Origin of the sequence: Paenibacillus sabinae T27 (genome assembly GCF_000612505.1) — a bacterium.
GTDB lineage: Bacteria > Bacillota > Bacilli > Paenibacillales > Paenibacillaceae > Paenibacillus_AQ > Paenibacillus_AQ sabinae.
Genome location: NZ_CP004078.1, coordinates 2,041,231 through 2,064,663 on the forward strand (window position 1 = coordinate 2,041,231; position 23,433 = coordinate 2,064,663).

The 23,433-nt window shown below is 53.2% G+C and carries 20 protein-coding genes; 15 read left to right on the top strand and 5 right to left on the bottom strand.

Annotated elements, in window-relative coordinates; genetic code table 11:
* The first annotated feature begins 109 nt into the window (after positions 1 to 109).
* The 4 genes from PSAB_RS09345 to PSAB_RS09360 all read left to right on the top strand — a co-directional run bounded on the left by PSAB_RS09345 (position 110) and on the right by PSAB_RS09360 (position 6,073).
* Positions 110 to 1,573 carry a hypothetical protein gene (locus PSAB_RS09345; RefSeq protein ID WP_193373917.1) on the top strand — a complete coding sequence of 488 codons (1,464 nt, stop codon included), beginning with the start codon at positions 110 to 112 and terminating at the stop codon, positions 1,571 to 1,573.
* Positions 1,488 to 2,168, top strand: coding sequence for a hypothetical protein (locus tag PSAB_RS09350; RefSeq protein ID WP_025334318.1), 681 nt, complete (start codon positions 1,488 to 1,490; stop codon positions 2,166 to 2,168). Before PSAB_RS09345 ends, PSAB_RS09350 begins: the two co-directional genes overlap by 86 nt.
* The gene (locus tag PSAB_RS09355) at positions 2,165 to 5,398 is read left to right on the top strand and encodes an AAA family ATPase (protein WP_025334319.1); all 3,234 of its coding nucleotides are present in this window, start codon (positions 2,165 to 2,167) and stop codon (positions 5,396 to 5,398) included. The genes PSAB_RS09350 and PSAB_RS09355 overlap by 4 nt, the downstream gene beginning before the upstream one ends.
* Before the next feature lie 195 nt (positions 5,399 to 5,593).
* Entirely contained in the window at positions 5,594 to 6,073 is a 480-nt protein-coding gene (locus PSAB_RS09360) for a DUF6530 family protein (RefSeq protein WP_025334320.1), read from the top strand.
* A 110-nt stretch (positions 6,074 to 6,183) separates the two neighbouring features.
* Here PSAB_RS09360 and PSAB_RS09365 read toward each other — a convergent pair whose 3' ends face one another.
* Positions 6,184 to 7,068 carry an IS3 family transposase gene (locus PSAB_RS09365; protein WP_226991757.1) on the bottom strand — a complete coding sequence of 295 codons (885 nt, stop codon included), beginning with the start codon at positions 7,066 to 7,068 and terminating at the stop codon, positions 6,184 to 6,186.
* A complete protein-coding gene (locus PSAB_RS09370; protein WP_025333158.1) occupies positions 7,017 to 7,334 on the bottom strand; it encodes a helix-turn-helix domain-containing protein in 318 nt (105 codons plus the stop codon). The genes PSAB_RS09365 and PSAB_RS09370 overlap by 52 nt, the downstream gene beginning before the upstream one ends.
* A 52-nt stretch (positions 7,335 to 7,386) precedes the next feature.
* Between PSAB_RS09370 and PSAB_RS09375 the strand changes: the two genes are divergently transcribed.
* The gene (locus PSAB_RS09375) at positions 7,387 to 7,764 is read left to right on the top strand and encodes a GIY-YIG nuclease family protein (RefSeq protein WP_025334321.1); all 378 of its coding nucleotides are present in this window, start codon (positions 7,387 to 7,389) and stop codon (positions 7,762 to 7,764) included.
* A 160-nt stretch (positions 7,765 to 7,924) separates the two neighbouring features.
* On the opposite strand, the gene PSAB_RS09380 is transcribed toward PSAB_RS09375, so the two are convergent.
* The 3 genes from PSAB_RS09380 to rpoN form a co-directional block, all read right to left on the bottom strand.
* Entirely contained in the window at positions 7,925 to 8,752 is an 828-nt protein-coding gene (locus tag PSAB_RS09380) for a carbonic anhydrase (RefSeq protein ID WP_025334322.1), read from the bottom strand.
* A 264-nt stretch (positions 8,753 to 9,016) separates the two neighbouring features.
* Positions 9,017 to 10,273, bottom strand: coding sequence for an FprA family A-type flavoprotein (locus tag PSAB_RS09385; protein ID WP_025334323.1), 1,257 nt, complete (start codon positions 10,271 to 10,273; stop codon positions 9,017 to 9,019).
* A gap of 255 nt (positions 10,274 to 10,528) precedes the next feature.
* The gene (gene rpoN, locus PSAB_RS09390; RefSeq protein ID WP_025334324.1) at positions 10,529 to 11,869 is read right to left on the bottom strand and encodes an RNA polymerase factor sigma-54; all 1,341 of its coding nucleotides are present in this window, start codon (positions 11,867 to 11,869) and stop codon (positions 10,529 to 10,531) included.
* 275 nt (positions 11,870 to 12,144) lie between these two features.
* Here rpoN and PSAB_RS09395 point away from each other — a divergent pair, with 275 nt between their 5' ends.
* The 10 genes from PSAB_RS09395 (at position 12,145) to PSAB_RS09440 (ending at position 23,430) form a co-directional block, all read left to right on the top strand.
* On the top strand, positions 12,145 to 14,934 hold the full coding sequence (locus tag PSAB_RS09395; protein WP_025334325.1) for a sigma-54-dependent transcriptional regulator: 2,790 nt from the start codon (positions 12,145 to 12,147) through the stop codon (positions 14,932 to 14,934).
* Between the two features lie 199 nt (positions 14,935 to 15,133).
* Complete coding sequence (locus PSAB_RS09400; RefSeq protein ID WP_025334326.1) at positions 15,134 to 15,553, top strand: PTS sugar transporter subunit IIA; 420 nt, start codon at positions 15,134 to 15,136, stop codon at positions 15,551 to 15,553.
* 1 nt (position 15,554) lies between these two features.
* Entirely contained in the window at positions 15,555 to 16,037 is a 483-nt protein-coding gene (locus PSAB_RS09405) for a mannose/fructose/sorbose PTS transporter subunit IIB (protein WP_025334327.1), read from the top strand.
* A gap of 28 nt (positions 16,038 to 16,065) precedes the next feature.
* The gene (locus PSAB_RS09410; protein ID WP_025334328.1) at positions 16,066 to 16,836 is read left to right on the top strand and encodes a PTS mannose/fructose/sorbose transporter subunit IIC; all 771 of its coding nucleotides are present in this window, start codon (positions 16,066 to 16,068) and stop codon (positions 16,834 to 16,836) included.
* Positions 16,837 to 16,866: 30 nt separating this feature from the next.
* Positions 16,867 to 17,691, top strand: coding sequence for a PTS mannose transporter subunit IID (gene manZ, locus PSAB_RS09415; protein WP_025334329.1), 825 nt, complete (start codon positions 16,867 to 16,869; stop codon positions 17,689 to 17,691).
* A gap of 237 nt (positions 17,692 to 17,928) precedes the next feature.
* Entirely contained in the window at positions 17,929 to 18,564 is a 636-nt protein-coding gene (locus PSAB_RS09420; RefSeq protein WP_025334330.1) for a serine/threonine-protein kinase, read from the top strand.
* Positions 18,565 to 18,737: 173 nt separating this feature from the next.
* Positions 18,738 to 19,664 (top strand): 1-phosphofructokinase family hexose kinase, encoded by a 927-nt coding sequence (locus PSAB_RS09425; RefSeq protein ID WP_025334331.1) that lies wholly within the window; start codon positions 18,738 to 18,740, stop codon positions 19,662 to 19,664.
* A gap of 477 nt (positions 19,665 to 20,141) precedes the next feature.
* A complete protein-coding gene (locus tag PSAB_RS09430) occupies positions 20,142 to 21,104 on the top strand; it encodes a carbohydrate ABC transporter permease (RefSeq protein ID WP_025334332.1) in 963 nt (320 codons plus the stop codon).
* Positions 21,101 to 21,925 (top strand): carbohydrate ABC transporter permease, encoded by an 825-nt coding sequence (locus PSAB_RS09435; RefSeq protein ID WP_025334333.1) that lies wholly within the window; start codon positions 21,101 to 21,103, stop codon positions 21,923 to 21,925. The genes PSAB_RS09430 and PSAB_RS09435 overlap by 4 nt, the downstream gene beginning before the upstream one ends.
* Positions 21,926 to 22,056: 131 nt before the next feature.
* Positions 22,057 to 23,430, top strand: a complete 1,374-nt coding sequence (locus PSAB_RS09440) for an ABC transporter substrate-binding protein (protein ID WP_420835632.1) — start codon at positions 22,057 to 22,059, stop codon at positions 23,428 to 23,430.
* Positions 23,431 to 23,433 lie beyond the last annotated feature (3 nt).

Here is a 23,433-nt window from a genome sequence, read left to right on the forward strand (position 1 = left end):
GGTCTACCGCGTTTGCGGCTGTTGTGAGTTGAATAAGGCCGTAAGCGCTTGCCTGAATTGACCCGAGCTTGGAAAACAAGCAGGAAACGGAAATGGGGGATACCAAGAAGTGGAACCGCCTATGGACGGAAATCTGATCTCGATATTTGGCGCCGATGCGCCCGATCATCTTCGCAAGGAATCGCTGCGTGATCTTGTCAAGCTTGCGGGCGTGCTGGCGGAGCTGCGGGAGCATTTCGAGGAACCGCTGAAGGTGCTGGAAACGTTGAAAATGCTGAACCTGATTCAGCGGGAGGCGCTGGGGCTGGATGAGCCGCTTGCGGATGGCGACGCCCTCTTTTACCGATTCAGGAACAAGTACGGATACGAGCCGGGCATCCGCCTGGACCGCCTGCTGAATGTTCTGCAGAAATATAACTGGATCAGCCGCGGCAAGCGCCGACTGACGATGCTGGATGCGGGCAAAAGGATGACGGATACGCTGATCCGCTTGGCCAACGATTCGCTCGCTTACTATATGCAGGACGATGTGGCCCGGTCTCTGTTCCAGGCAAGAAGGGATGCGGATCTTGGCGAAGCATACGACGACAAAGGGATTTCGGGGGGCGACAGGATGGCCAGCATGATTCGCAACACGGCGGATGCCGTAGACGAGCTGAAGGAACGGCAGCTGGAGCTCCTCGCCGACCGGAACGCCCTTCCCCAGATTCAGATTATCGCGGATTTGATGCAGGAGCTGAACGACCGGATGAATGAAAGGCTAAGCCCATTCGAAGGTGTTGAGGAGGCCGATTCCTTACCGCCCCTGCTTCAACAAGGCAGGGAAATCATGCGGGAAGGAATGGAGATATCCCTTGGCACGCTGAATAAATTTCTCCATTTCGCCCGCTTGCAGCAGACCGAGATCAGGACCGAAATTTCTCCGCAGGCCATTCGCCGCTACATTATCCAATCCTTTGACAAAGCAACCGATTCCGAGCAGCCCCGCGGCCATGAAATATTGAGCTTTCTGGAGCAGGATCGCGTCCCCGGAGAACGGTTGGACGGCATGTGGGTACCCGTGCAGTTCGCCTCCCCGGTGTCCAATCTTCAGCTTGCAGATACCGTCCGCTATCTCGAAGGGTATGTGCCCAAGGCCGAGCCGATCCTCGAGCGGCTGGAGCCTGACTATCCGAAAGCCGAGGAATGGACCGAGGATGAAATTGGCCTGCATCTGGCCCGGATGGAATGGCAATTGACCAAAGAGCGGATACGGACAGACGAAGTCGAGCGGATTTTACAGAAGCGGGAAGCGGTAGGGCTGGAAAAGCTTGTGCTGGAGGCGGGTTCGGAGAACTGGAGCGATGCCTTGAACGCACTGCTGGCCGTCTCCGCTCTGGTAGGCGGACAACAGGCGGCGATTGAACGGGAAGAAGGCGGTGCAGAACATGCACAGGCGCCCGAAACCCGGACGGAGTGGCAGCTCATGAATAAAGGGGGAGAAAAAAATGTCGTCAGAAGAACTGGAGGGCAGCTACAGCAATCTGCCGCTGGCAGCGATGGAGCGCCTGACGGCGGTGCTCAGTCCCGATGAAGAATATGCGTTCGTTCAGATTATGTTCTCGTCCTCGGCGGCGGTGCGCAGTGACAGCTTCGGCCTGTCCAGACGGGAAGTGATGAAGATATTGAAGCTGAGTCCGGATGACGGGCAGGGGTTTGTCTCTTTTTTGAAAAGAGTGAATCAGGCCGTCTCTCGCTACTACAGGCTGGTCTATGACGAGCGGCGGGACCGGGCCGTTGTGCTGATTCATGTTCCTGCCAGACAGGCCAGAGAGCTGCTGCCTTCCGAAAGCCTGGCCTTGCTGATGTTTATTTTTTATCACCAGGAAGTGCTCCGGAACGATTTCACACTGTTCACCCAGCTGCTTGAGGCGTTCGGGCATGAGTCTCTTGACGTCAGGCGGAAAATACTTGCGAACCTTGACACGCTTATCAAGCTTGGCGCCGTGTCCCGATACGAGCATCCATCGGGTGAGGAAGCCTATGCGCTGACAGCGATCGGGGCCCGGCTGTTCTCGGACTCCTATTTGAAACGTTTTACCGAGTTTAGCCACTCGCAGCAGCTGAATATGGACGATGTGCTGAAGTTCTTCAAACGCTATAATCTCGAGGCAGGTGAGGGAATGTGAATCCTTGGGCGCTGGAGTTTAGCGGCATCCGCGATTTTACCGATACCCGGCTGGAATGGGGCGGACCTGAAGATCATGTGCTGATAGGCGGGCCGAACGGCTCGGGAAAATCGACAATCACGTTCTGCCTTGGAGCGGTGCTTGCCTCTTCCAAAGTGGATCTGGAAGGGCTGCGTTCGCGGAATTTATCGCCAGACCGGGTGTGGCGAGCGGCGATTCAGCTTGTTTTTGCCAATACCGGGGACAGCCCCGTTGATGCTGGAGCTTACATCGGCTTCCGGTTGAATCTGGAGCAGCAGCCCGGGGAGCCACTGCGGAAGGAGTATTATATTTGCGAAGGGGAAGAAGCCTGGAAATGGGATACAGAGACCCGCTATACCCCCGGGGACAGCGTCAATGATCTGCATGAGTACCGCCAGCAGCTGAAGCATAAATATAAGGTGGCCCCCGACGCCTTTTATTTGATCTGGTATCAGCAAGATGTGAACCAGTTCGCTGTCATGCGGCCTGAGGAGCGCTTCCGTATCTTCAGCGAAATGACCGGCATTGACCGGATGCAGCATAATTGGGAGAAGGTAAAAGAGGAACGAAAAGATGCGCTCTCCACGCTCCAGACGGCGGAAAGCAACCAGCATTCGCACAAGCTTAACCTGGGCAACTGGCAGCAGGAGCGGGACCGGCTGCTCGGAAGGAACGAACGCCGGAGGCTGGGACTCCATACTGCGCTGACCGCTTCGGCGGCGCTTGAACGGCTGTACGGCAGGGAAAGCGATGCGCTGAGGGAGCGGATCGGCGGACTGGAAGAGCGGTTGGGAGCTGAAAAGGAGCGATTAATGGGGCTGGAGGAGGAGCACCGGTCCTGCCAGGGAGAGCTTGAAGACAAGACGCGCCGGAAGAATGAACTGGACGGCCTGCTGGCGGAGCTGGAAGGACGGACGGACGAAGAACGCACCCTTCGCGAGCGGCTGAGTGATGAATACCGGCAGCTGGAAGATATTCTCCGGGAGCTGGATAAACAGATGAGGGCGATTCCCTATTCCAGAGCACAGGTCGAAGAACGGTTGGCGCAGGACCGGGCAAGGCTCCGGGAGACGGAAGCCAAAGAGCGGGAGACAGAGGAGAAGTGCCGGGAGGCCCAGACGCATCTGGATCGGCTGATCGGGGAAGTCGGCAGGCTGAAATATGCGCAGGAGGAGGACTTCCGCAGGCTAGGCGACGCCAAGAAGATGCTCGCCCAGTATGGTGGAAGCGCCGGGCTTGAACGCGAGGTCGAGAGCCTGGAGAGCCGGCGTTCCGCCTTGCTGGACAGCGGAAGGGAACTGGAGCAAGGCATCCGCTCTATGAAGGAGGAGGTCTTCACGCTGATGAAGGGCGGCGGAATGCTCAGCTTGAGACAGGCGAAATCGATCGGCCGCCTGCGCGGCCAAGGTCTAACCGTCTACACCCTGCCGGACCTGCTGGAAATGGACGAGCATGTTCCGCTGGAGCGGGAAGAGCGGCTGGACGCCATCAAGTATACGCTGTTTGTGGACGCCCGGGGCTTCGCAGCGCCGACCGATGTCTGTCATGTCGAGCTGCCTGCCGTTGTCCCCGAACGGACGATGGATGAGCTGCCACCTCTCGGGCTGCGCGTGAAACAAGATATCGACGACAAGACGTACGCCGCAGCCCAGAAAGCATTATGGTGGATCGGAACCCTGATATCCGGCGCCGCTTCCTCGAAGGCTTGGCTTGGAAACGGCCAGCTTGTCGACGCCCTTGGACGGAGAGGGGCTCAGGAGGACAGGCAATGGATTCTCCATCCGCGCGGAATCAAGCTGCGTATGAAGCACGCAGGCGAAGAGCTGGACAAGCTGGAGCTTCAGCTTGATTCCGAACGCCGGGAACTGGAGGAATGCGAGGAACGGCTGAGTCTCATCCGTTCGGTGCTTCAAATGATCAAGGAAGCGGAGACAATTGTGGGCGATGTTGCCGAGCGGGATTTGAGAAAGCGCGAGCTGGAGCGGAAGACGGACGAGCTGCGGAAGTGGACGGAAATCCGGGACGAATCCGCCGGTGAAGCCCGGCAGCTGAACCGGACCGCCGCCGAGCTTGCGGTCCGAATTGAAGCGCTCGAGGGCTACCGGCAAGTGTATGACCGGGCCGACCGGGAAAGCTCCGCAATCGAGCGCTTCGGGCAGCTCGGCAGAGAGCTAGAGATTTCGGCCGAGCGGGTGCAAAAGCTCGAAAGAGAGCTTCAGGACCGTGAGGAGGAAGCGGATCGGCTTACCCGCTCGCTGGAATCGGCAAGGAGGAGGGTCAGGGAGCAGCTCCAGTATATCGAAGAATCGAACAAGACGCTGGAGGCGCTGACCCGGGAGAAGAACGACGGGCTGGAGCTTCTGGAAGTCGCAGAGGAGAGCTGGACGGCCGAGCGCCGATTTTACAGCGACTGGACCGTTCGACTGGATTCCGTATACGCCACACTACTTGAGGAATCGCCGGACTTTCCTCCGGCGGCCGACTGGAATCCGGCGCAGGCTAAAGCGCGCAAGGAGGACGCTCTCGTTCAGTTAAATCAGGCGATCATCGAGACGGTGGACGAGAACGCCGTGGAGAATTACGAGAAAGTCAGGCTGGAGTTCGAGCGGGGCGAGCAGGAGGTGCAGAATGCCCGCATGCTTCTGCGTCAGCTGGAGGAGAGTCTGGCCGAGCTTGAAGCGAAGCTGATCAGCACGACCGATTATGAAATCAAGCAGATAAACAGCCGGTTTACCCGGTATATGGATCTGTTCTCGTTTGACGGCGAAGTGAGCTGGGAGCTGCAGGAGATGAAGCAGGGCAACGTAAAGTATTACCTGAACATCAGGGCCAGAAAGCAGGGCCACCGGGGACCGCTGGAGGAAATCGGCATAAAGGGCCGCGGAGGACGGGTCGGCAAAGGGGTGTCCGGCGGGGAGGAATCGCTGAGCTCGCTGCTGTTCGCCCTTGCTCTGCTCAAGACAATTGAGGCTGAGCCGGGATTCATCGTGCTGGACGAATTCGACAGCGCCCTGGACGAGGGCAGAAAGTCCAAGGTGTTCGAGCTGTACGAGCAGGAGCTGTCGAGAAAAATGATCATCCTGTCTCCGAAGTCCCATGAGTCGGATTATCTGTGGCATTTCAACGAAGCGTTTGTCGTATATCATGACGCGAGGGTCCCCCAAAGCGCGGTGATCCGCATCAAGAAAAAAGCGGTAGTTAAAGTTTAAAGTTCGGACAAAGAAAGCACGAATAATAAATGGACATTGACGCTTGGAGCGCCCGTAGAGGGCGCACGGGCGTTTTTTTTGGAGTTCAAGATTGACTTCTTGTTTGGGTTGGGATATTATGTCACTGTTACTCATTTAGTAATTTAGTAAATTAGTAAATCGAGAAATCGAACTGACGACAGGAGATCAAAGAAAATGAAAATTCCAACAACGCTCAAGCATAAACCGGTTATCGTATCCGAGAATTATGAAAACGTCGATGGCAGATATGCGAATCAATCGGACGCCAAGGGGCTTTCGTTAGGCTTGGCCCAATGGAACGACCGCGGAAAAGTCGATATTTCGGCCAAAGTATGGCGGTACACAGGCGAGAAGTGGTCCAGACAATCGGAGGAGCTGCCGCTGCATCGTGTGCTTGATCTGGCCATTCTGGTCACGCGCAGCATGGTTCATTTCCGGGAGGCCTACCAGTATCCGGAGCTGTACGATCCCGAGAATCCGGTTATTGACCGGGTGGGATTACAGGGAGATGCGATGACCGTCTCCGTATGCACGGACAACGACAGAATCCATGAAGATATCAAGCTGTTCAGCCAGGCGCTCAGCGATGACGGGGAACTGATTGGGGAACGTCTGAAGACGCTGTCGGTAATTTTGAAGGAAATGGGTTATTAAACGGTCCGAAGAAGGATAGGAGGCAGAGTAAGTGGCACTTGATAAACAGAAGAAGAAAGAGCTTGCTGCGGCGTGGTCAAGACCCCATTTAGTGGACATTGAAAAAACACCTAGGCTGCAAACTGGCGCCGGTACTCTACCGGCGTCAGTTTATTTAATTTACGTTGCGGCCGTTTTCGGTTATAAAATCGTATGTATTTCTCAATTCGGCTTTGTGCCTCTGCCAGATTTCGGATATCATAGGGATAGAGTCCTTCCGTTTTGAGATGCGAGAAGAAGCTCTCCATGGAGGCGTTGTCTAGGCAATTGCCCCGGCGAGACATGCTGATTTGGGCGCCAACCTGTGGCAGCATGTCGTGGTAAGCATGAGACGTGTACTGGAATCCCTGGTCGCTGTGAACGACCAATCCGGTCACGTCTTTTTGCTTGGCAAAAGCTTTGGTGAACGTCTGTAGAACCAGCTCATTGTCGTTGCGTTCACCTAGCTGGTAGGCCACTATCTCGTTGTTAAATAAGTCTTTCACCGCTGAAAGATACAGCCAGCGATCCCCGACACGGTATTGGGTGACATCGGTGACCCATTTCTGGTTTGGTTTTTCAGCTGTAAAGTTTCGTTTGAGCAAGTTCTCAGCTACACGCTCACCTGTCGGGTACGTCACGTTCAAGCGGCGTTTTCGGCGGATCTTAGCTTGAAGGCCAAGCTGTTGCATGAGACGCAGTATCTTCTTGTGGTTCATCCATATCCCCTCGTCCTGCCATATCATAAGTTGGAGCTGCCGATAACCGTACTTCCCCTCATAGCGCCAGTAAGCTCTACTGATGAGTTTCTTGGCATCTGCATCCCGATCGGTCTGTTTTCGCTTCAGGTATGCGTAATAACCGCTTCTGGAAACGCCGAATAACTGGCACAATTCTGTGATCCGACCTTGGGCAGACGCCTTCTCTACAAGGACATACCTTTCTTCCTTACCTCCTGTATCCAGATTTCCAAGCACTTTTTTAGCATTTCGTTTTCCCGCTTGAGCTTTTGAACATACCGGTCTTGATTGATGTATTCCTCTCGTCTGCCTCGCTGATCCAGGAGTCCAAATTCGCCTTGTTCCCGGTATTTGCGCATCCACTTCTTCATCCTCTGCGGGTCTTGAATGCCTAAATGTTCGTTAATCTTTCGGTAGGTCCATCCTTCCACAACATGCAGGCGAACGGCCTCTTTCTTGATCTCTTCGGAATACGTTTTAAACTTTTGCCCTTTGATAGCCATACAAAAAATGCACCCCCAAGAACTTCATCGGATAAACCAGGGGTTTATTCCAATGTCCATTCTAAGGGGTGCACTTCAGGCGTACGCGCAGTCTTTTCGCCCGATGGGTGTTTACCAGATTCGAAATGTAAAGAACGGCAAAATATTGGTGCTCGGCAGCATGGATTTGACCGGGGCCCGCAACCGGCTAAGCTTCATGCAGCAATCGAATTTGAACTCGATCCATGAGCTGCAGTCCGATTGGAAAATCTATGGCGGCGACAGCTTCGTATTCGAGGAACTGGACCTTATCAAGCCGCGTGAAGAAACGATGAACGACAGTTCAGAACTTAACGAATACCAGCAAGAGGTCGACGCGCTGCTTGAGCTGTGGATCGAGAAGCTTGAGCCCTTCGGGGACAAGGGGTACAACAAGCCGAAGCGGAAATAAAAAGGCCGCAGCTGAGCGGTCCGGCTGGATCACAATGATAGGCACGACTCCTAAGGCGGTCCCGGCGGCTTAATAACACAATGAACCCGATTGTCTGATAAAATGGCAAAAGACCGTCCCCTTACCGGGAAAACGGTCTTTTGCTTGCTTCCGGCTGCAGTTACCCTTCCGTCTCCAGTTTGCGGCCGTCCAGCGGCTGGACCGGGCGGTTATCATGCGGGAAAATGCTGCGGAACGCGCCGATCTGGTCTGCGGACCATTCCACCTGCTCCTGCAGGACGATCCACTGTACCCCTTCGGTGCACGGCGGTGTGGTCAGCGAGCCTTGGTAGCGGTAGGAATGAAGATTGTCCGGAAGCAGGGCGCTCAGATCGAACGTTCCCCCAATGACCGTTGCTTCTTCGCTTTCTTCCTTAGGGAGCTGGGACCACAGCTTGTTCAGCTCCGCGTTCTCCGCGCCGCTGTTAATAAGTACGCTCAGAACGGCAAATTCCCCGTCTGCGCTCTGGTGAACAAAATGCAACTCCATCTCGCTGTGCTTGCCGCCTACTTCGTGCTCACTTGGTAAATGAAAATGAAACTGCTTTAGTGTGTAGGTCTTACCCTCGAGAACGATATTGTTATCCTGCCCTTTGACGGTTACCTGAATGGTGTGGCCGTTGTTGACCAGAGACACCTCCGAAGGTGAATAATGGACCTGAACCGCTGAAAGATTTGCGTCTTTCACTACATCTTTGTCCTCAATATCGATCGGGGACTGCTTCTTCCCGGCTTCGCAGGTCTTAAAATCTTCGCTAAGCTCCCCCCAATATTCGGGAGAAGTCTCTCCCTCATAGGACCAGTGAATTTTCTTGGCCGCGGTCCCCTGCACCGGCTGCCTGTCTTCCGGGCTTTGTCCCGATTGCTCCCGGTCCGCACAGCCTGCCAGCAGACTGCCGAGCATTAGTCCGGAGAGTAAGAGCCGGGAATACGTGATGGTTGAACGCATCCTCATTCCTTCTTCCATATTATGTATTTGTGCACACTCAGCTTATTTTACCGAATGGAAAATACAGGAACAAGGGCGTTCGGTCCCATTTGGATGGCCATTTTTCGGCGGGACTTCATGAGAAGGGAGGGCTTTCATCTTCCCGATCAAAAAGAAAAGCCGCTCCTAACGTCATAGGACTGCCCCGCCGATTGGACGGAAGCTAGTCCCCTTGACTTAAGGGCAGCTTTTGATAAATGACAAAATTCCTGCTTGGATAATTCTCTAAATTAATTTCGTGCTTGTTCCGGCGCCTTCAGCAACCAGCTCCGCCGAATCGGCGTTCAGGGAAGCGTAGATGGCCTCGACCAGTTGGTCCAGTTCAGGGAGCTGCTCCGCCTTAAGCGCGGATTGGATTTCGAATGGCTCGCCAATGAACTCGATCTTCTTCATGCTCTCGATAATTTCCGTCATGTCTCTGACCGCGGCATTCGCCCAGGTATAGTTGCCGACCAGAGCCACTTTGCGGTTCTGCAGGTTCAAAGACGCCATTTCATGAAGCAGGGCCTGCATGCCGTGATACAACCCGAGGTTATAGGTCGGCGAACCGAATACGAGATGGCTGAACTTCCAGGCATCCGCGATAATATAGGACGGATGGGTCTTGGACACATCATACATGCGGATGTCCTGAACTCCCTTGGCGGCAAGCTTGCCCGCGATGAGGTTCATCACATTTTCCGTATTGCCGTACATGGACGCATAGACGAGAACAACGCCCTTCTTCTCCGGCTGATAGGTGCTCCAATGCTGGTATTTGTCAATGATATAAGGCAGATTCTCGCGCCAGATCGGGCCGTGCAGCGGAACGATCATCTCGATCTCCAGCTTGGCCAGCTTCTTCAGCACCGTCTGTACCTGCGGTCCGTATTTGCCGACAATGTTGGAGTAGTAGCGGCGGGACTCGTCGAGGTAGACCCCTTCAAAATCCGTCTGATCGGCAAAAATATTCCCCGAAAGCGACCCGAAGCAGCCAAAGGCGTCGGCGGAGAACAGAATTTTCTCCGTAACTTCGTACGAGAACATGACCTCCGGCCAATGGACGAACGGAGCCATGAAGAAACGGAGCGTGCGTCTGCCGAGCGGAAGCTCGTCCCCTTCTTTGACGATAAGGTAATTGTCCGGCTTGCTGAACGTGTAGAACTGCTCCAGGAACTGGAACGTCTTTTTGTTGCCGACGATCTTCAGATCGGGATAGCGGCGCAGCAGCTCTTCGATATTGGCGCAATGATCGGGCTCCATATGTCCCACAACCAGATAGTCCAGAGAACGGCCGTTCAGCACATGCTCGATATTCTCCAGAAACTGGGCGCTGATCGCGGCATCCACTGTATCCATGAGCGCGGTTTTTTCATCTAGAATCAAATGCGAGTTAAAGGCAACCCCTTGAGGGAGCGGGAACATATTCTCGAAGCGTTCCAGTCTTTTGTCGGTTCCGCCCACCCAAAATATATCGGATGCGATTTCTTGTACATAATACATCGGTATTCCCTCCACATGCCTAAAATTTTTCTAATAATATACCAATACCGGCCCATAAAATAATTGATAAAAATCATGTTTTCAGAAATAGGAGAAAGATTTCAAAAAAGTCATGTAAATAAATATCACATCGGTTGGACCGGGATTGGGCAATTTTCAAATAATAATTGGCATTTGTGGGGGTTTCTCGTGCTTTATAAGCAGCCGGACAAGAAAGTTCGTAAAATATGACAAAATAGAGAACAAGCCTTTATTTCAAAACCGTTTTCGTTTGGCGGAGGATGGAATTCGCATTTCTTCCCGGTATTTTGCCACGGTTCGGCGGGAAATCTCCAGTCCTTCTCTGGCAAGTAATTCGGCAATCGTCTGATCGGCCAGCGGTTTGCGTTTGTCTTCATCATCGATCAGCTGCTTGATCCGTCTTTTGGCGCTTTCCGAGGAAGCGGATTCCCCGTCAGCCGAGGCGAGAGCAGAGGTGAAGAAATATTTCAATTCGAACAGACCGCGCGGCGTCTGCATGTATTTATTGCTGACCGCCCGGCTGACCGTCGATTCGTGCAGGCCGGTTTTTTCGGCGATTTCTTTTTGGGTAAGCGGTTTAAGTCCGTGAATGCCCTCGTCAAAAAAATCGCGCTGCATGTCCACGATGGCCTCGGCGACGCGTGTCAACGTCTGACGGCGCTGCTCCAGACTTTTCATCAGCCAATTGGCGGTGGTGTACTTGTCATGGATAAATTGGCGGGTCTCCTCCTGTTGGGGGAGATTTCTCAGCATTTGCCGGTAATGGGGGTTGACCGCGACCTGCGGAGCGCCGATGTCGCTCAGACGGACCGCGTACCCGCTGTCCGTTTGTTCTACTGTTAAATCAGCGACGATGTACTGCTGCTCGTTAAGGGCGAACGCCGCACCTGGAGACGGATTCAGCCTGCGTATCTTGTCGGCCGTGTCCTGGATCACGGCAACGGAGGCACCGAGCGTATCCGACATTTTTTGCAACCGGTTGCATGCCAATTCGTTTAAATGGCGCTGAACAATGGCTACGGCAAGTGGATCATCCTGGCCGCTGCGCCGAAGCTGCAGGAGCAGGCATTCCTCCAGACTGCGGGCGGCAACCCCGGCCGGCTCGAAGCTTTGTATCAGGGCAAGGGTGTCCAGAACTTCCTGAGCGGGAATACCCAGCACCCGGGCGGCCTCCGGCGCGTCCGTTTCCAGATACCCTTTTTCATCCAGATTGCCGATAAGATACAGTGCCGTCTTCCGCCGGATGCCGGTAAGGCCGCGAACCAGTCCCAGTTGCGCTTGCAGATGCTTATACAGCGTTTCCGCCGGTTCGGCGATCCAATCCAGAAGGTCAACGGAATTTGCGCTTTTTGAGTTGGAATAATCTATCCCTGTCCGTTCCTGTCCGCTGCTTGCACCCGACATGGAAAGATCGTATTCCTTCAGATCGATCACCGGATTTTCATTCGCCTGTTCGCGCAAGTAGGACATCAGATCAGCCGAAGAGTATTGCAGAATCTGGATGGCCTGCCTCAGCTCGGGCGTCATTGTCAGCTTCAAAGTCTGTTCTTGCTTTAATCCGAATCGTATCATGATCTGTCACAGCTCCTTCGGGAACAACACAGCGGGGCAGTACCGTGTCAGTTATCTATAGTAGAAGAAGACTTCGCGAATCCGATGCAAGTTTCCTGCCAATCAGGAGCTTTTATTTGCACTTTTTTAGTGTTGCTTTTGCACATTGAATCTGTCACCTTTTTATAAGGTGCGTTTTTAAATAGAGATTCATTCCCGGTTCATATATACTGGATATCTAAAGTATTTTAAAATAGTAAGCGCTTACTGCAAAGAGGATGACGACAGGAGGTGTGCAAATGAAAAGAATCGATAAGATTTTAGAATATATAGCAGAGCATACCAAAAAGCTTGCCGAGGAACATTTGCTGTACGACGGAGGGATCACCGCGGCGGAAATCGCCGCTCATCAGAACATGCTGAGAAACAACGTGAGCAAAGAGCTGAGCGACCTTCTCCGCGCCGACCAGATCATTAAAATCAAGGGAAGACCGGTGAAATTTCTGCATAAGCAGACGGTTGAGGAGATCTTCCGGATTCAGCTCAAAGAGAAGCAGATTGAGGTCGGGAGTCTGGATGAGATCCTGCGGCCCGGGGAACAGGTTGATCCGTTCCATTCCCTGATCGGCTTCAAGGCCAGCATGCGCAACCAGGTGGAGCAGGGAAAGGCTGCCATTTTGTACCCGCCGAGAGGCTTGCATACGCTGATTGTGGGTCAGACGGGGGTAGGCAAGACGCTGTTTGCCAGGCTGATGTACAACTACGGCAAGCATATGAAGCGGTTTTCCGAGGATTCTCCATTTATCGTATTCAACTGCGCCGACTATTACAACAATCCCCAGCTGCTGATTTCCCATATTTTCGGCCATGTCAAAGGGGCCTTTACCGGAGCCGATTCGGAAAAAAAGGGACTGGTGGAAAAAGCGGACGGAGGCATTCTGTTTCTCGACGAGATTCACCGCCTGCCGCCGGAAGGCCAGGAAATGATTTTCTATTTCATGGATACGCACACGTACAACAAGCTTGGGGAATCGGAGCGGAACCGGAGCGCGAATGTGCTGCTTGTTGCGGCCACGACGGAAGATCCGGGCTCTTCCATGCTGAAGACCTTTATCCGGCGCATCCCGATCACCATCAACATTCCTCCTTTGCAGGAACGGACGCCCGCGGAGCAGCTTCAGATTTTGAAGCATCTGCTGGAGAGCGAGGCGCTTCGGGTCAACAAGCCGATCAAGGTCGAATCTGAGGTCGTCAAAGCGCTGATCGGCAGTGTCACCTACGGCAATATCGGGCAGCTTAAATCGAATATCCAGCTCGTATGCGCCAAAGGGTTTCTGAACAGCATCCGCGAGAACCAGGATGAAATTATTCTCGACTTCAAATTGCTGCCGGGCAATATCCGGGAAGGTCTGTTCAACATTGGGAAGAACCGCAGGGAAATTGAGGAGTTCGGAGCAATTGCATCCCAGCTGTACATTACGCCGGAGGGCAGCCATGTAACGGAAGAAGAGGACGTATTGGAGCCGCCGTTCAACCTATACAAGCTGATAGAGGACAAAATAAGCCTGCTCAAGGACGAAGGTCTGGACGACAGCTACATTAACCGGTTCATCACCACGGACGTCAACATCCATATCAAAAGCTTCTATAACCGGTTCTACAATCTGAAGGGAAGCCGGGAACGTATTCTCAAGATCGTCGACAATGAAGTTCTTGAATTTGCCGAGCAGGTAAAGCTGCTGGTGGAGGAGGAGCTGGACCGAAAATGCAGCGAGCGGTTCGTCTATGCCTTCAGTCTTCATTTGAGCGCCTTTCTCAAGCGGATTCGGGAGAAAAAATACGGCGGCAAGCCTGTCTACGATCCCGTAAACCAGAATGATGAAGAATATAGAGTGGCCTTGACCATCAAGGACATGATCGAAGCCCGGTTCGGAATCGACGTGCCCGGAGCCGAGGTTACGTATGTGGCGATCCTGCTCAAATCGGTGGAGGAGGAGCGTCAGGGCAATGTGGGAATTATTGTGGCCGCGCACGGCAACAGTACGGCGAGCAGCATCGTCGGCGTTGTAGACAGTCTCCTTGGCAGTTCGAATATTTGCGCAGTCGATATGCCGCTTGATGTCAGCCCAAGAGAGATTTTGGAGATTATTATCGACAAGGTGAAGAGCATCGACAGCGGCAGAGGGGTGCTGATGCTGGTGGATATGGGCTCCCTGCTCAGTTTTGAAGCAACCATTATGGAACGGGTCGGAATCAAGGTCAAGACGATCGACATGGTGTCCACGCCGCTTACGCTTGAAGCCGTGCGAAAAGCCAGCATACTCGATATGGAGCTTGAGGACATTTACCGGTCGCTGAAGGATTTCAGAGGCTATAACAATATTGATGCTTCAGTGAATGCCATATTGGATAACAAGGTTATCATCACGGTCTGCTCCTCCGGCCGAGGCGCCGCGATCAAGGTTAAGGAATTTGTGGAGAAAATCGTGTACGACCTTACCGAGAAGAAAATAACGGTGATCCCGGCGAGAATCAGGGAACTGGATAAGGTGGTCAAAGAGCTGCAGGCCAAACAGGATGTGCTGGCTGTTATTGGAGTAAAGCGGCCTGTCGACCGGACCGTTCCGTTCATTCCATTGGAGCAGCTGATTGACGCAAGCGGCGAAGAGCTGCTGCGGGAATTGCTTCTGAATCATGAGCTGCCTGTAGTGCAGGCCAGTGAGAGCGTGGTCATCAAGGATTTGTGCGAGGACAGCCTGAAGGAATTTCTGACGTACCTGAATCCCCACAAAATATTGGGCACCTTGATGAATTTCGTTCAGGAGCTGGAACAGGAACTTAAGCTCGAATTTGAATATGCGATGAAGGTCCAGCTTGCCATCCACACGGCCCACGCGCTGGAGCGGATGGTTATACATGACGGGTTAGTTTACCGTGGAGAGACAGGGACGCTTGATCCGCAAATCATGAATGCGGTGAACCGGGCCTGCGGTATTTTTGCCTCAGGTATTAATTTAACCCTGACCGACGATGAAAAATATTATATTTGCGAAATGTTGAGCGATGTATATAAAACAGCCCCATTATAGAAGCCTAGAGTATGAAGCGTTTACATTTGTGTATGACAGATAAAAAATAGAACCAAAGCTAGCGTTTTCAAGCGAACAAAAATCCCTGATACAGCGGGGATTTTTTGTTTTTTCAAAAATTTTTTTGGGCGATACAGAAGTTTGGCACGGGTCTTGCATATTAAATATGGACGAAGGGCAATTCAAGGGGGTGAAATGAATGATAGCAGTTATTGTTGGCACACATGGAAAATTTTCGGAGGAACTGCTGAGGTCGACATCGATGGTTTACGGACAGTTGGAAAATGTGGCGGGAGTTACATTTGAACCCGGTGAGAGCGTTAGCGGGCTTGTCGATAAATTCAAAGCAGCTTTGGAAACGCTTGATTGGAGCGACGGCGCTATTTTTCTTGTCGATTTGTTTGGTGGCAGCCCGTACAACGCCGCCAGCCGGATTGCTGCCGGCTATGAGAACATAGACATTGTATCCGGAGTGAACCTGCCCATGGTTGTTGATGTTCTGGTCAACCGTTCATCGGAGCATCTGGAAGGATTGGCTCAACTGGCGATCAGCGCTGGCCGTGATTCAATGAAATCGTTCCGCAGCATAAGAGAAAGCCAAGCAGAGGAGGAGTTATAAGATGGAAATTTCATTTGTTCGGATTGACGACCGCCTGATTCACGGTCAAGTAGCTACGGTTTGGGTTAAAGAAACGAAGTGCAACAAAATTATCGCGGTGAGCGATGAAGTGGCAGCGGATACATTGCGGAAGACCCTGCTGCTGCAAGTGTCTCCTCCGGGGATTAAGGCGTATGTCGTTACCATAGATAAAGCGATCGAGGCCTATAATAATCCAAAGTATGCCGACTTCAAAACCTTGTTCCTGTTTACCAACCCGACCGACGTTGTGCGGGTGGTGGAAGGAGGGGTCCCGTTCAAATCGGTGAATGTCGGCGGCATGTGCTATAAAGAAGGCAAGACACAGATTACCGGAGCGGTATCGGTCGACAAGCAGGACGTCGAAGCGTTCCGCAAGCTTCATGAAAAGGGAATCGAATTGGAGATCAGAAAAGTCGCCAGCGATCCAAAGGTGAATCTGATGTCCAAGATTCAGGATTTATAGCCAAAGGAAATAAGAGAGGGGTTATGACATGAGTACTTTTGAAATCGTAATGGTAGCGATTGTTGCCGCCATATGCGGCATGGGCAGTGTACTCGACGAAGGACAGACGCATCGTCCGCTGATTGCGTGCACGCTGATCGGTCTGGTCCTCGGCGATATCAAGACCGGGATTATTCTTGGCGGCACCTTGGAGCTGATGGCGCTGGGCTGGATGAACGTCGGCGCATCCATGGCTCCCGACGCCGCGCTCGCGAGTGTGGTTTCCACGATCCTTGTCATCGTGGGTCATCAGTCGATAGGCGCCGGTATTGCCGTCGCCATACCGATTGCGGCCGCAGGTCAGGTGCTTACGATTTTTGTCCGGACGATTACCGTATTTTTCCAGCATTTGGCCGATAAATATGCGGAATCATCGAATTTCAGGGGAATTGAGCTATGCCACTTTATAGCGCTGCTGCTCCAAGGTCTGCGTGTCGCATTACCGGCTGTTTTGGTAGCGGTTGCAGCTGAAACGGGTCTCGTTACGAGCCTGCTGAATTCCATTCCGGAAGTTGTCACGAGAGGTCTGCAAATTGCGGGCGGATTTATCGTCGTCGTCGGTTATGCCATGGTTATCAACATGATGTCCGCCCGTTACCTGATGCCTTTCTTCTTCCTGGGCTTTGTCGTGGCAGCGTTTACGGGCATCAACCTGGTCGGCTTCGGTATTGTGGGCGCGGTTCTGGCCATCCTGTACATCCAGTTGAATCCGAAATATAACGCGCAGAGCGCGGCGGTCGAAGAAATCGATGAGCTGTAGCAAGCTTCCAAAGAAAGAGGGGATTACGCAATGGAAGATAAGAAATTAACTAAAAAAGATATAAACAGCATGTTTGTTCGCTCCTGGTTTCTGCTCGGATCGTTCAACTTTGAACGGATGCAGTCGATCGGCTTCTGCGTAACGCTGATTCCGGCAATCAAGCGCCTGTACAGCAAGAAAGAAGATCAGAAGGAAGCTTTGAAGCGGCACCTGGAATTCTTCAATACGCAGCCGTTTATCTCGGCCCCGATTATGGGCGTAACGGCCGCAATGGAAGAACAGAAAGCCAATGGGCAGCCAATTGATAACGCTACTATTAGCGGGGTGAAGGTCGGTCTGATGGGTCCGCTCGCCGGTGTGGGCGATCCGATTTACTGGGGAACCCTCCGTCCGGTACTCGCGGCGCTTGGCGCTTCCATCGCTCTGACCGGCAGCATTGTCGGACCGCTCCTGTTCTTCCTTCTCTTCAACGTGTGCCGTCTGGCGACCAAGTGGTACGGCTTGAAATACGGCTATGAGAAGGGTACGGAAATTGTATCCGATATGTCGGGTAACCGGCTGCGCAAGCTGACGGAATCGGCTTCCATTCTTGGACTATTCGTCATGGGCGCGTTAGTCTCCAAATGGACCAGTATCAACGTTCCGCTTGTCGTTTCCAAATATACGGGCGCTGACGGCAAAGAAGTAATTACGACGGTGCAAATGATTCTCGACCAGTTGATGCCTGGACTGCTGCCTCTGCTGCTGACCTTCCTCTGCATGAAGCTGCTTAAAAAGAAAGTGAACGCAATCGCTCTAATCTTTGCTTTATTCGCTGTAGGCATTATCGGATACGCGCTGGGCGTATTGGCATAATTTTCGTACATTTTTCGGAGCCGGTTCCATAAGGAACCGTATACCTGCAGGCCGATCAAGGATCAAACCTTGGCCGGCCTGTTTGTTTGTGTAAGCCGTAAGAACACCGCCATGGAGCCATTGCTGCGGTCTTTGGATGTGTTTTTGCACAATATGCCTTAAACTGGAGACAGAGGAGGGCTGCCTGAGGGCAGAACCGTGACTGAATTGGTCGAATGAAGCCGCAGGGGGTAAGGCATGGAGAAGCTGCTGGAAATCATACAGGAAGAGCTGCTGGAGCATCTGGTCTTGGAGAGCGTGGAACCGGAGGACCCGATCGAGGTCCGAAGCGTTCCGAAGCCGTGGGTGCTCCTTGGATCGGGGAATTATGCCGCGGTGCTCTTCCATCCGGAGTACGAGGATTATGCGGTGAAGATATATGCTCCCGGAAGACCGGGCCTTCAAGAAGAAGTGGAGGTTTACCGGCGTCTCGGTTCGCATCCCGCCTACTCGCTGCTTTATTATGCCGGCACTAATTTTTTGCTGCTCAAGCGGCTTAGGGGAGTAACCTTCTACAATTGCATGAAGCGTGGGATTCCCATCACCGATCAGGCTGTCCGCGACATTGACGAGGCATTGAAATATGCCGTTTCCCGGGGGCTCCATCCCCATGATGTCCACGCCAAAAATGTAATGCTGGGGGACGGGCGCGGCCTGATCGTGGACATTTCGGATTTTTTGAAGCAGGAAGACTGCACCATGTGGAGCGATTTCAAAAAAGCATACAGCCGTCTGTACCGGCCGATTGCTTCTCTTGGCGTGTTTCGCGTTCCGGACACGGTGCTGGAAGCGGTCAGGAAAGGCTACCGGCTGTGGAGGCGCAGACGGAGCTGATGAAACATAGGGAAGACTGATTCTTCGGATAATAGGAGCAACCGGGTGACGACGGGCCGTTTTTTCTTGGGGAATTCACTCGGGTCCAGCCTACCTATGTATAAAAAGGGTAAATGTGAAGTATACCGTTTAGGTAGAATATAACGAGGTTCCCCAAAAAAGGAGATGCGGAAATGATTGTTACTTTGACCGTTAACCCAAGCGTGGACGCCAGCACAGCCATAAAGCAGGTGGTTCCCGACCATAAACTCCGCTGCCGTGAAGCGACCTATCAACCCGGAGGAGGCGGAGTTAACGTCTCCAGGGCCATCCACAGATTGGGCGGAAAGGCTTTGGCTCTATACGCGTCGGGAGGATTGCATGGGCAGCTGATTCATCAAATGCTGGAGCAAGAGGGCGTTGAGCATCAGTCTATCCCAATTAAGGGACAAACAAGAGAGAATTTGATTGTTCTGGAGGAGTCGACCGGGCAGCAATTTCGATTCGATATGCCGGGTCCGGCATTTGGCGAGGACGACCGGCAGCGGTGTCTGGATCAATTAAATCAGCTCAAGACCAAGCCGGATTATCTGGTCTTAAGCGGCAGTCTGCCTCCAGGATGTCCCGCGGATTACTACGCGCAGATCATCAAATCCGTCAAGGATTGGAACTGCCGGGTCATCGTGGATACCTCGGGGGAAGCTCTTCAGCGGGCAGCCGATGCGGGCGTGTATCTGCTAAAGCCCAATGCCCGCGAGCTGGAAGAGTTGACCGGAATGACGCTTACGGGCGACGATGATGTGAAGGCTGCGGCGGAGAAGCTCATCGCGGAAGGACGTACCGAAGCGGTGATCGTTTCGCTGGGAGCGAAGGGCGCCTTCATGATTTCCAAGGAAGGAGCCGAGCATATTACCGCTCCCCAGGTACCCGTTGTCAGCGTTGTGGGCGCGGGCGACAGTCTGGTGGCCGGAGTTGTCTACCGGTTGGAGCAGGGGGGGCCGCTGGCGGAATCCGTCCGCTTCGGCATCGCCGCCGGAGCGGCCGCCGTCATGAATCCCGAGCGGGAGCTGTGCAAGCGGGAGGATACTGAAAGGCTGTTTGAGAGCATGATGCAGGATTAGGTGATTTTCCCGGGAAATTGGGAGCTGCTGGCTATGGTGGGCTTCACTATAATCTGCAGGTAGGAGTATGCATGAGCAGGAAAAGCTCCTCCTTATTTTAAGAAAAAAGGGCATCGCAGAGCATAAGCGGGAAAAGCTCCGGCTTATACTCTGCGATTTCTTTGTTTTCGGCAAAAAGCCTGATTAAGGCGGAGGATTTCCCGTTCAGGCTTGACATAGGTCCTTTTCGACAAAATTAAGATGGAGAAATTCCGTTTCATTTGAAGCCCAGACCCGCTGGCCGCGCACCCTTTAACCGAAGCTGTCCCTGAGTATGCAATTTACGGGACAGCTTTTTTGTGTTTTTTCATTCGGTTAACAGTTTTACTAAAGTTTTACGTCAGCCAGAATTTCCCGTCGTTTTCGGTTTACATTCAAGTCTTACACTTGCAGAGGATTGTACAAGAGCAGATTTCAACGAATAAGGAGGTATTCACCTTGAGCGAGCTTGATAATCAATGGAGCCTTCCTGCCGGAACAAGACGCGCTTCTTCCGCTGCCGCCCGGCGGTCCATATCGTTAAAAAGGCTGAAAATACGTGAAAACATGCTTGCCTACGTTTTTCTGGCCCCCTCGCTGCTGCTGTTCGGCGTATTCATGTTCTATCCTCTGCTGCGGTCGGTGTACCTCAGCCTGTACAGCACAGATCCGGCCGGAAGGGTAGCCTCTTTTGTCGGCTTGGATAATTTCAAGTCCTTATTCTCATCGGGCCTGTTCCTGGACGGTATTCGTGTCACCGCGCTGTTCACGCTACTCACCGTTCCTGCAGGAATGCTGATCGCGCTCGCGCTTGCGGCGCTCACCCACAATCTTCTGAGGGGGAAGCGGCCGTTCCAATTCGCCTTCTCGCTTCCGATGGTGCTGTCCGTGGGTTCTGCGGCCGTCATCTGGAAGTTCCTGTTTCATCCGTCGCTTGGCATGCTGAACTACGGGCTGGAGCTGGCCGGATTCGCGCCGGTGCCTTGGCTGACCAGTCCAAAGTGGGCGCTGCTGTCCGTCTCGCTCATGACCGTTTGGATGAATCTTGGGTTCAATTACATTGTTATTTCCAGCGGCATGCAGGGCATTCCGGATGATATGTACGAGAGCGCCAAGATCGACGGCGCGGGGCCGCTCGCCATGTTCCGCCGGATTACGGTTCCGCTGCTGTCTCCGACACTGTTCTTCGTTCTGGTCGTATCGATCATCAGCGCCTTTCAATCGTTCGGCCAGATTAACATTTTGACCCAGGGCGGTCCGATGAACAGCACAAATGTCTTCGTCTACTCCATTTACAGGGAGGCTTTCGTAAATTTCCGTTTCGGAACCGGCAGCGCGCAGGCGCTGATGCTGTTCCTGGTGATCCTGCTCCTTACCCTGATTCAGTTCAAATGGGTGGAAAGGAAGGTGCATTATCAATGAACAAGCGTATCGCCGAACGGGCCACCGTCTATCTCATCTTAACCGTGCTTGCCGTATTCACACTGTATCCGGTGGCGTACAGCTTCTTTCTGTCCGTGATGAAGCCGGAGGAAGCGAGCGCCTTCCCGCCGTCCATCGTTCCGCACACGTTCAATCCGGCCAATTTCATCGACGTATTCGGAATCGTGCCGATTGCGGCATTCATCGGGAATACGTTTCTCGTGTCGGGCATCGTGATGGCGGGGCAGCTCATTACGGCAAGCCTTGCGGCTTACGCTTTTGCCAAAATGGAGTTCAAGGGCAAGAGCTTCATCTTCAGCCTGTTCGTCGCTTCAATGATGGTTCCCTGGGAAGTGACGATGATCCCGAATTACTTGACCGTCCGCAGCCTGAACTGGCTCGATACGTATCAGGGAATGACCGTCCCGTTTCTGGCGACGGCCTTCGGCACCTTCCTGCTGCGCCAGTTCTTTCTTCAGCTGCCTAAGGAGTTGTTCGAAGCGGCCCGGATGGATGGCTGCGGGCATATCCGCTATTTTTTGCAGCATGTGCTGCCGCTGTCCCGTCCCGCGATTGGCACCTTGGCCGTCTATTCCTTCTTGAACATGTATAACGCTTATCTGTGGCCGCTGCTGATTACGAACAGCGAAGGGATGCGGACGGTGCAGATCGGCATTTCCATGCTGGAATTTCAGGAATCGACGTCATGGAACCTCGTGTTCGCCGGCATCACACTCGCGATTCTGCCTTCGCTGCTGCTGCTTATGTTTGGCTTGAAGCAGCTGGTGCGTGGCATGGCGGCGGGAGCGCTGAAAGGCTAGAAGACCGGGGCCAACCGAGAAATCAGCTGCATTCTGCAGATGATAGATATAACCAAAAGACGGATAATGGAAAAGGAGAGGTTAAGACAATGAAAAGGTTTGGCTTTGGAAGACTGCGGTTCAGACGAGGAATGATTCTGGTGCTCGCCATGCTGATGCTGGTCTTGGCAGGCTGCGGAGGGAATTCGGGCGCTAACGCGAACACTGAAGCAAACAATACGTCGTCTAACAACGAATCTGGTAGCGATAAAGGGACGACTAACGCCGCGGCTGCACCGGTGAAAATCACCTGGTGGCACTCCATGTCTGGCGCCGGAGAGAAAGCGATTAACAAGATCGTGTCCGATTTTAACGCAAGCCATCCGGAGATTCAGGTTGAAGCCGTCTATCAGGGCAAATACGATGAGAGCCTCAACAAGCTGAAGGCGTCGCTCGGCTCGAACAGCGGCCCGGATCTAATGCAGGTGTATGAGATCGGCAGCAAATTTATGATCGACTCCAAGATGATTACTCCTGTACAAAAGTTTATCGACAAGGATAAATTTGACTTGTCTTCCCTGGAACCGAACATCATCCGTTACTATACGATTGGCGGCCAACTGAACGCGATGCCGTTCAACACGTCCAATCCGATTCTTTATTACAACAAGGATGCCTTTAAAGCGGCGGGACTCGATCCCGAGAATCCGCCCAAGACCTTCGAAGAATTTGAAGCGGCCGCCAAAGCACTGAGCAAGAACGGCAAGCCGGGAGCGGCTATCGCAATCTACGGCTGGTTCATGGAGCAGCTATTCGCCAATCAGAACGCGGAGTATGTGAACGGCGGCAATGGCCGCGATCAAGCTGCAACAGAGTCTCTGCTGGCATCGGAGGCTGGAGTGAATACGCTGGATTGGTGGAAAAAGATGGTGGATGAAAAAGCCGTCGCCAACCTCGGACGGGATACGGATGACACGGACAGCGCATTTGCAGCCGGCCAGGTGGCGATGACCCTAAACTCGACGGCGGCTCTCCGGAAGATGGTGGATGCGGTAGGCGGCAAGTTCGAGGTGGGAACCGGCTTCCTGCCAAGACCGGAAGGTGTCAATGAAGGCGGCGTCGTTGTCGGCGGAGCCAGCCTTTATATCATGAACAACAAGCCGGAGGAGGAGCAGAAAGCCGCATGGGAGTTCATCAAATATGTGGCTTCGCCGGAAGTGCAGGCCGAGTGGAGCGTAAGCACCGGTTACTTCCCCATCACGAAGGCTGCTTACGACCAGCAGGTTCTGAAAGACAATATGGTCAAATACCCGCAGTTCCAGACTGCTGTTGATCAGCTTCACGCTTCAAGCGCCTCGAATGCCACTTCGGGTGCGGTCATGGGCATTTTCCCGGAAGCGCGCCAAATCGTTGAAGGGGCCATCGAAGAGGCGCTGAACGGACAGAAGCAGCCGGACAAGGCACTTCAGGATGCAGCGTCGCAGATCACAGACAAGCTCAAGCAGTACAATGAAACGGTAAAATAGGAT

What these genes read in the sequence shown, in the direction of transcription:
- PSAB_RS09360 (WP_025334320.1), top strand. Translation starts at nt 5,594, where the DNA reads ATGAAAATTCCAACAACGCTCAAGCATAAACCGGTTATCGTATCCGAG.
- manZ (WP_025334329.1), top strand. Translation starts at nt 16,867, where the DNA reads ATGGAAGATAAGAAATTAACTAAAAAAGATATAAACAGCATGTTTGTT.
- PSAB_RS09440 (WP_420835632.1), top strand. Translation starts at nt 22,057, where the DNA reads ATGATTCTGGTGCTCGCCATGCTGATGCTGGTCTTGGCAGGCTGCGGA.
- PSAB_RS09400 (WP_025334326.1), top strand. Translation starts at nt 15,134, where the DNA reads ATGATAGCAGTTATTGTTGGCACACATGGAAAATTTTCGGAGGAACTG.
- PSAB_RS09350 (WP_025334318.1), top strand. Translation starts at nt 1,488, where the DNA reads ATGTCGTCAGAAGAACTGGAGGGCAGCTACAGCAATCTGCCGCTGGCA.
- PSAB_RS09370 (WP_025333158.1), bottom strand. Translation starts at nt 7,334, where the DNA reads ATGGCTATCAAAGGGCAAAAGTTTAAAACGTATTCCGAAGAGATCAAG.
- PSAB_RS09420 (WP_025334330.1), top strand. Translation starts at nt 17,929, where the DNA reads ATGGAGAAGCTGCTGGAAATCATACAGGAAGAGCTGCTGGAGCATCTG.
- PSAB_RS09425 (WP_025334331.1), top strand. Translation starts at nt 18,738, where the DNA reads ATGATTGTTACTTTGACCGTTAACCCAAGCGTGGACGCCAGCACAGCC.
- PSAB_RS09395 (WP_025334325.1), top strand. Translation starts at nt 12,145, where the DNA reads ATGAAAAGAATCGATAAGATTTTAGAATATATAGCAGAGCATACCAAA.
- PSAB_RS09405 (WP_025334327.1), top strand. Translation starts at nt 15,555, where the DNA reads ATGGAAATTTCATTTGTTCGGATTGACGACCGCCTGATTCACGGTCAA.
- PSAB_RS09435 (WP_025334333.1), top strand. Translation starts at nt 21,101, where the DNA reads ATGAACAAGCGTATCGCCGAACGGGCCACCGTCTATCTCATCTTAACC.
- PSAB_RS09385 (WP_025334323.1), bottom strand. Translation starts at nt 10,273, where the DNA reads ATGTATTATGTACAAGAAATCGCATCCGATATATTTTGGGTGGGCGGA.
- PSAB_RS09380 (WP_025334322.1), bottom strand. Translation starts at nt 8,752, where the DNA reads ATGCGTTCAACCATCACGTATTCCCGGCTCTTACTCTCCGGACTAATG.
- PSAB_RS09375 (WP_025334321.1), top strand. Translation starts at nt 7,387, where the DNA reads ATGTCCATTCTAAGGGGTGCACTTCAGGCGTACGCGCAGTCTTTTCGC.
- PSAB_RS09410 (WP_025334328.1), top strand. Translation starts at nt 16,066, where the DNA reads ATGAGTACTTTTGAAATCGTAATGGTAGCGATTGTTGCCGCCATATGC.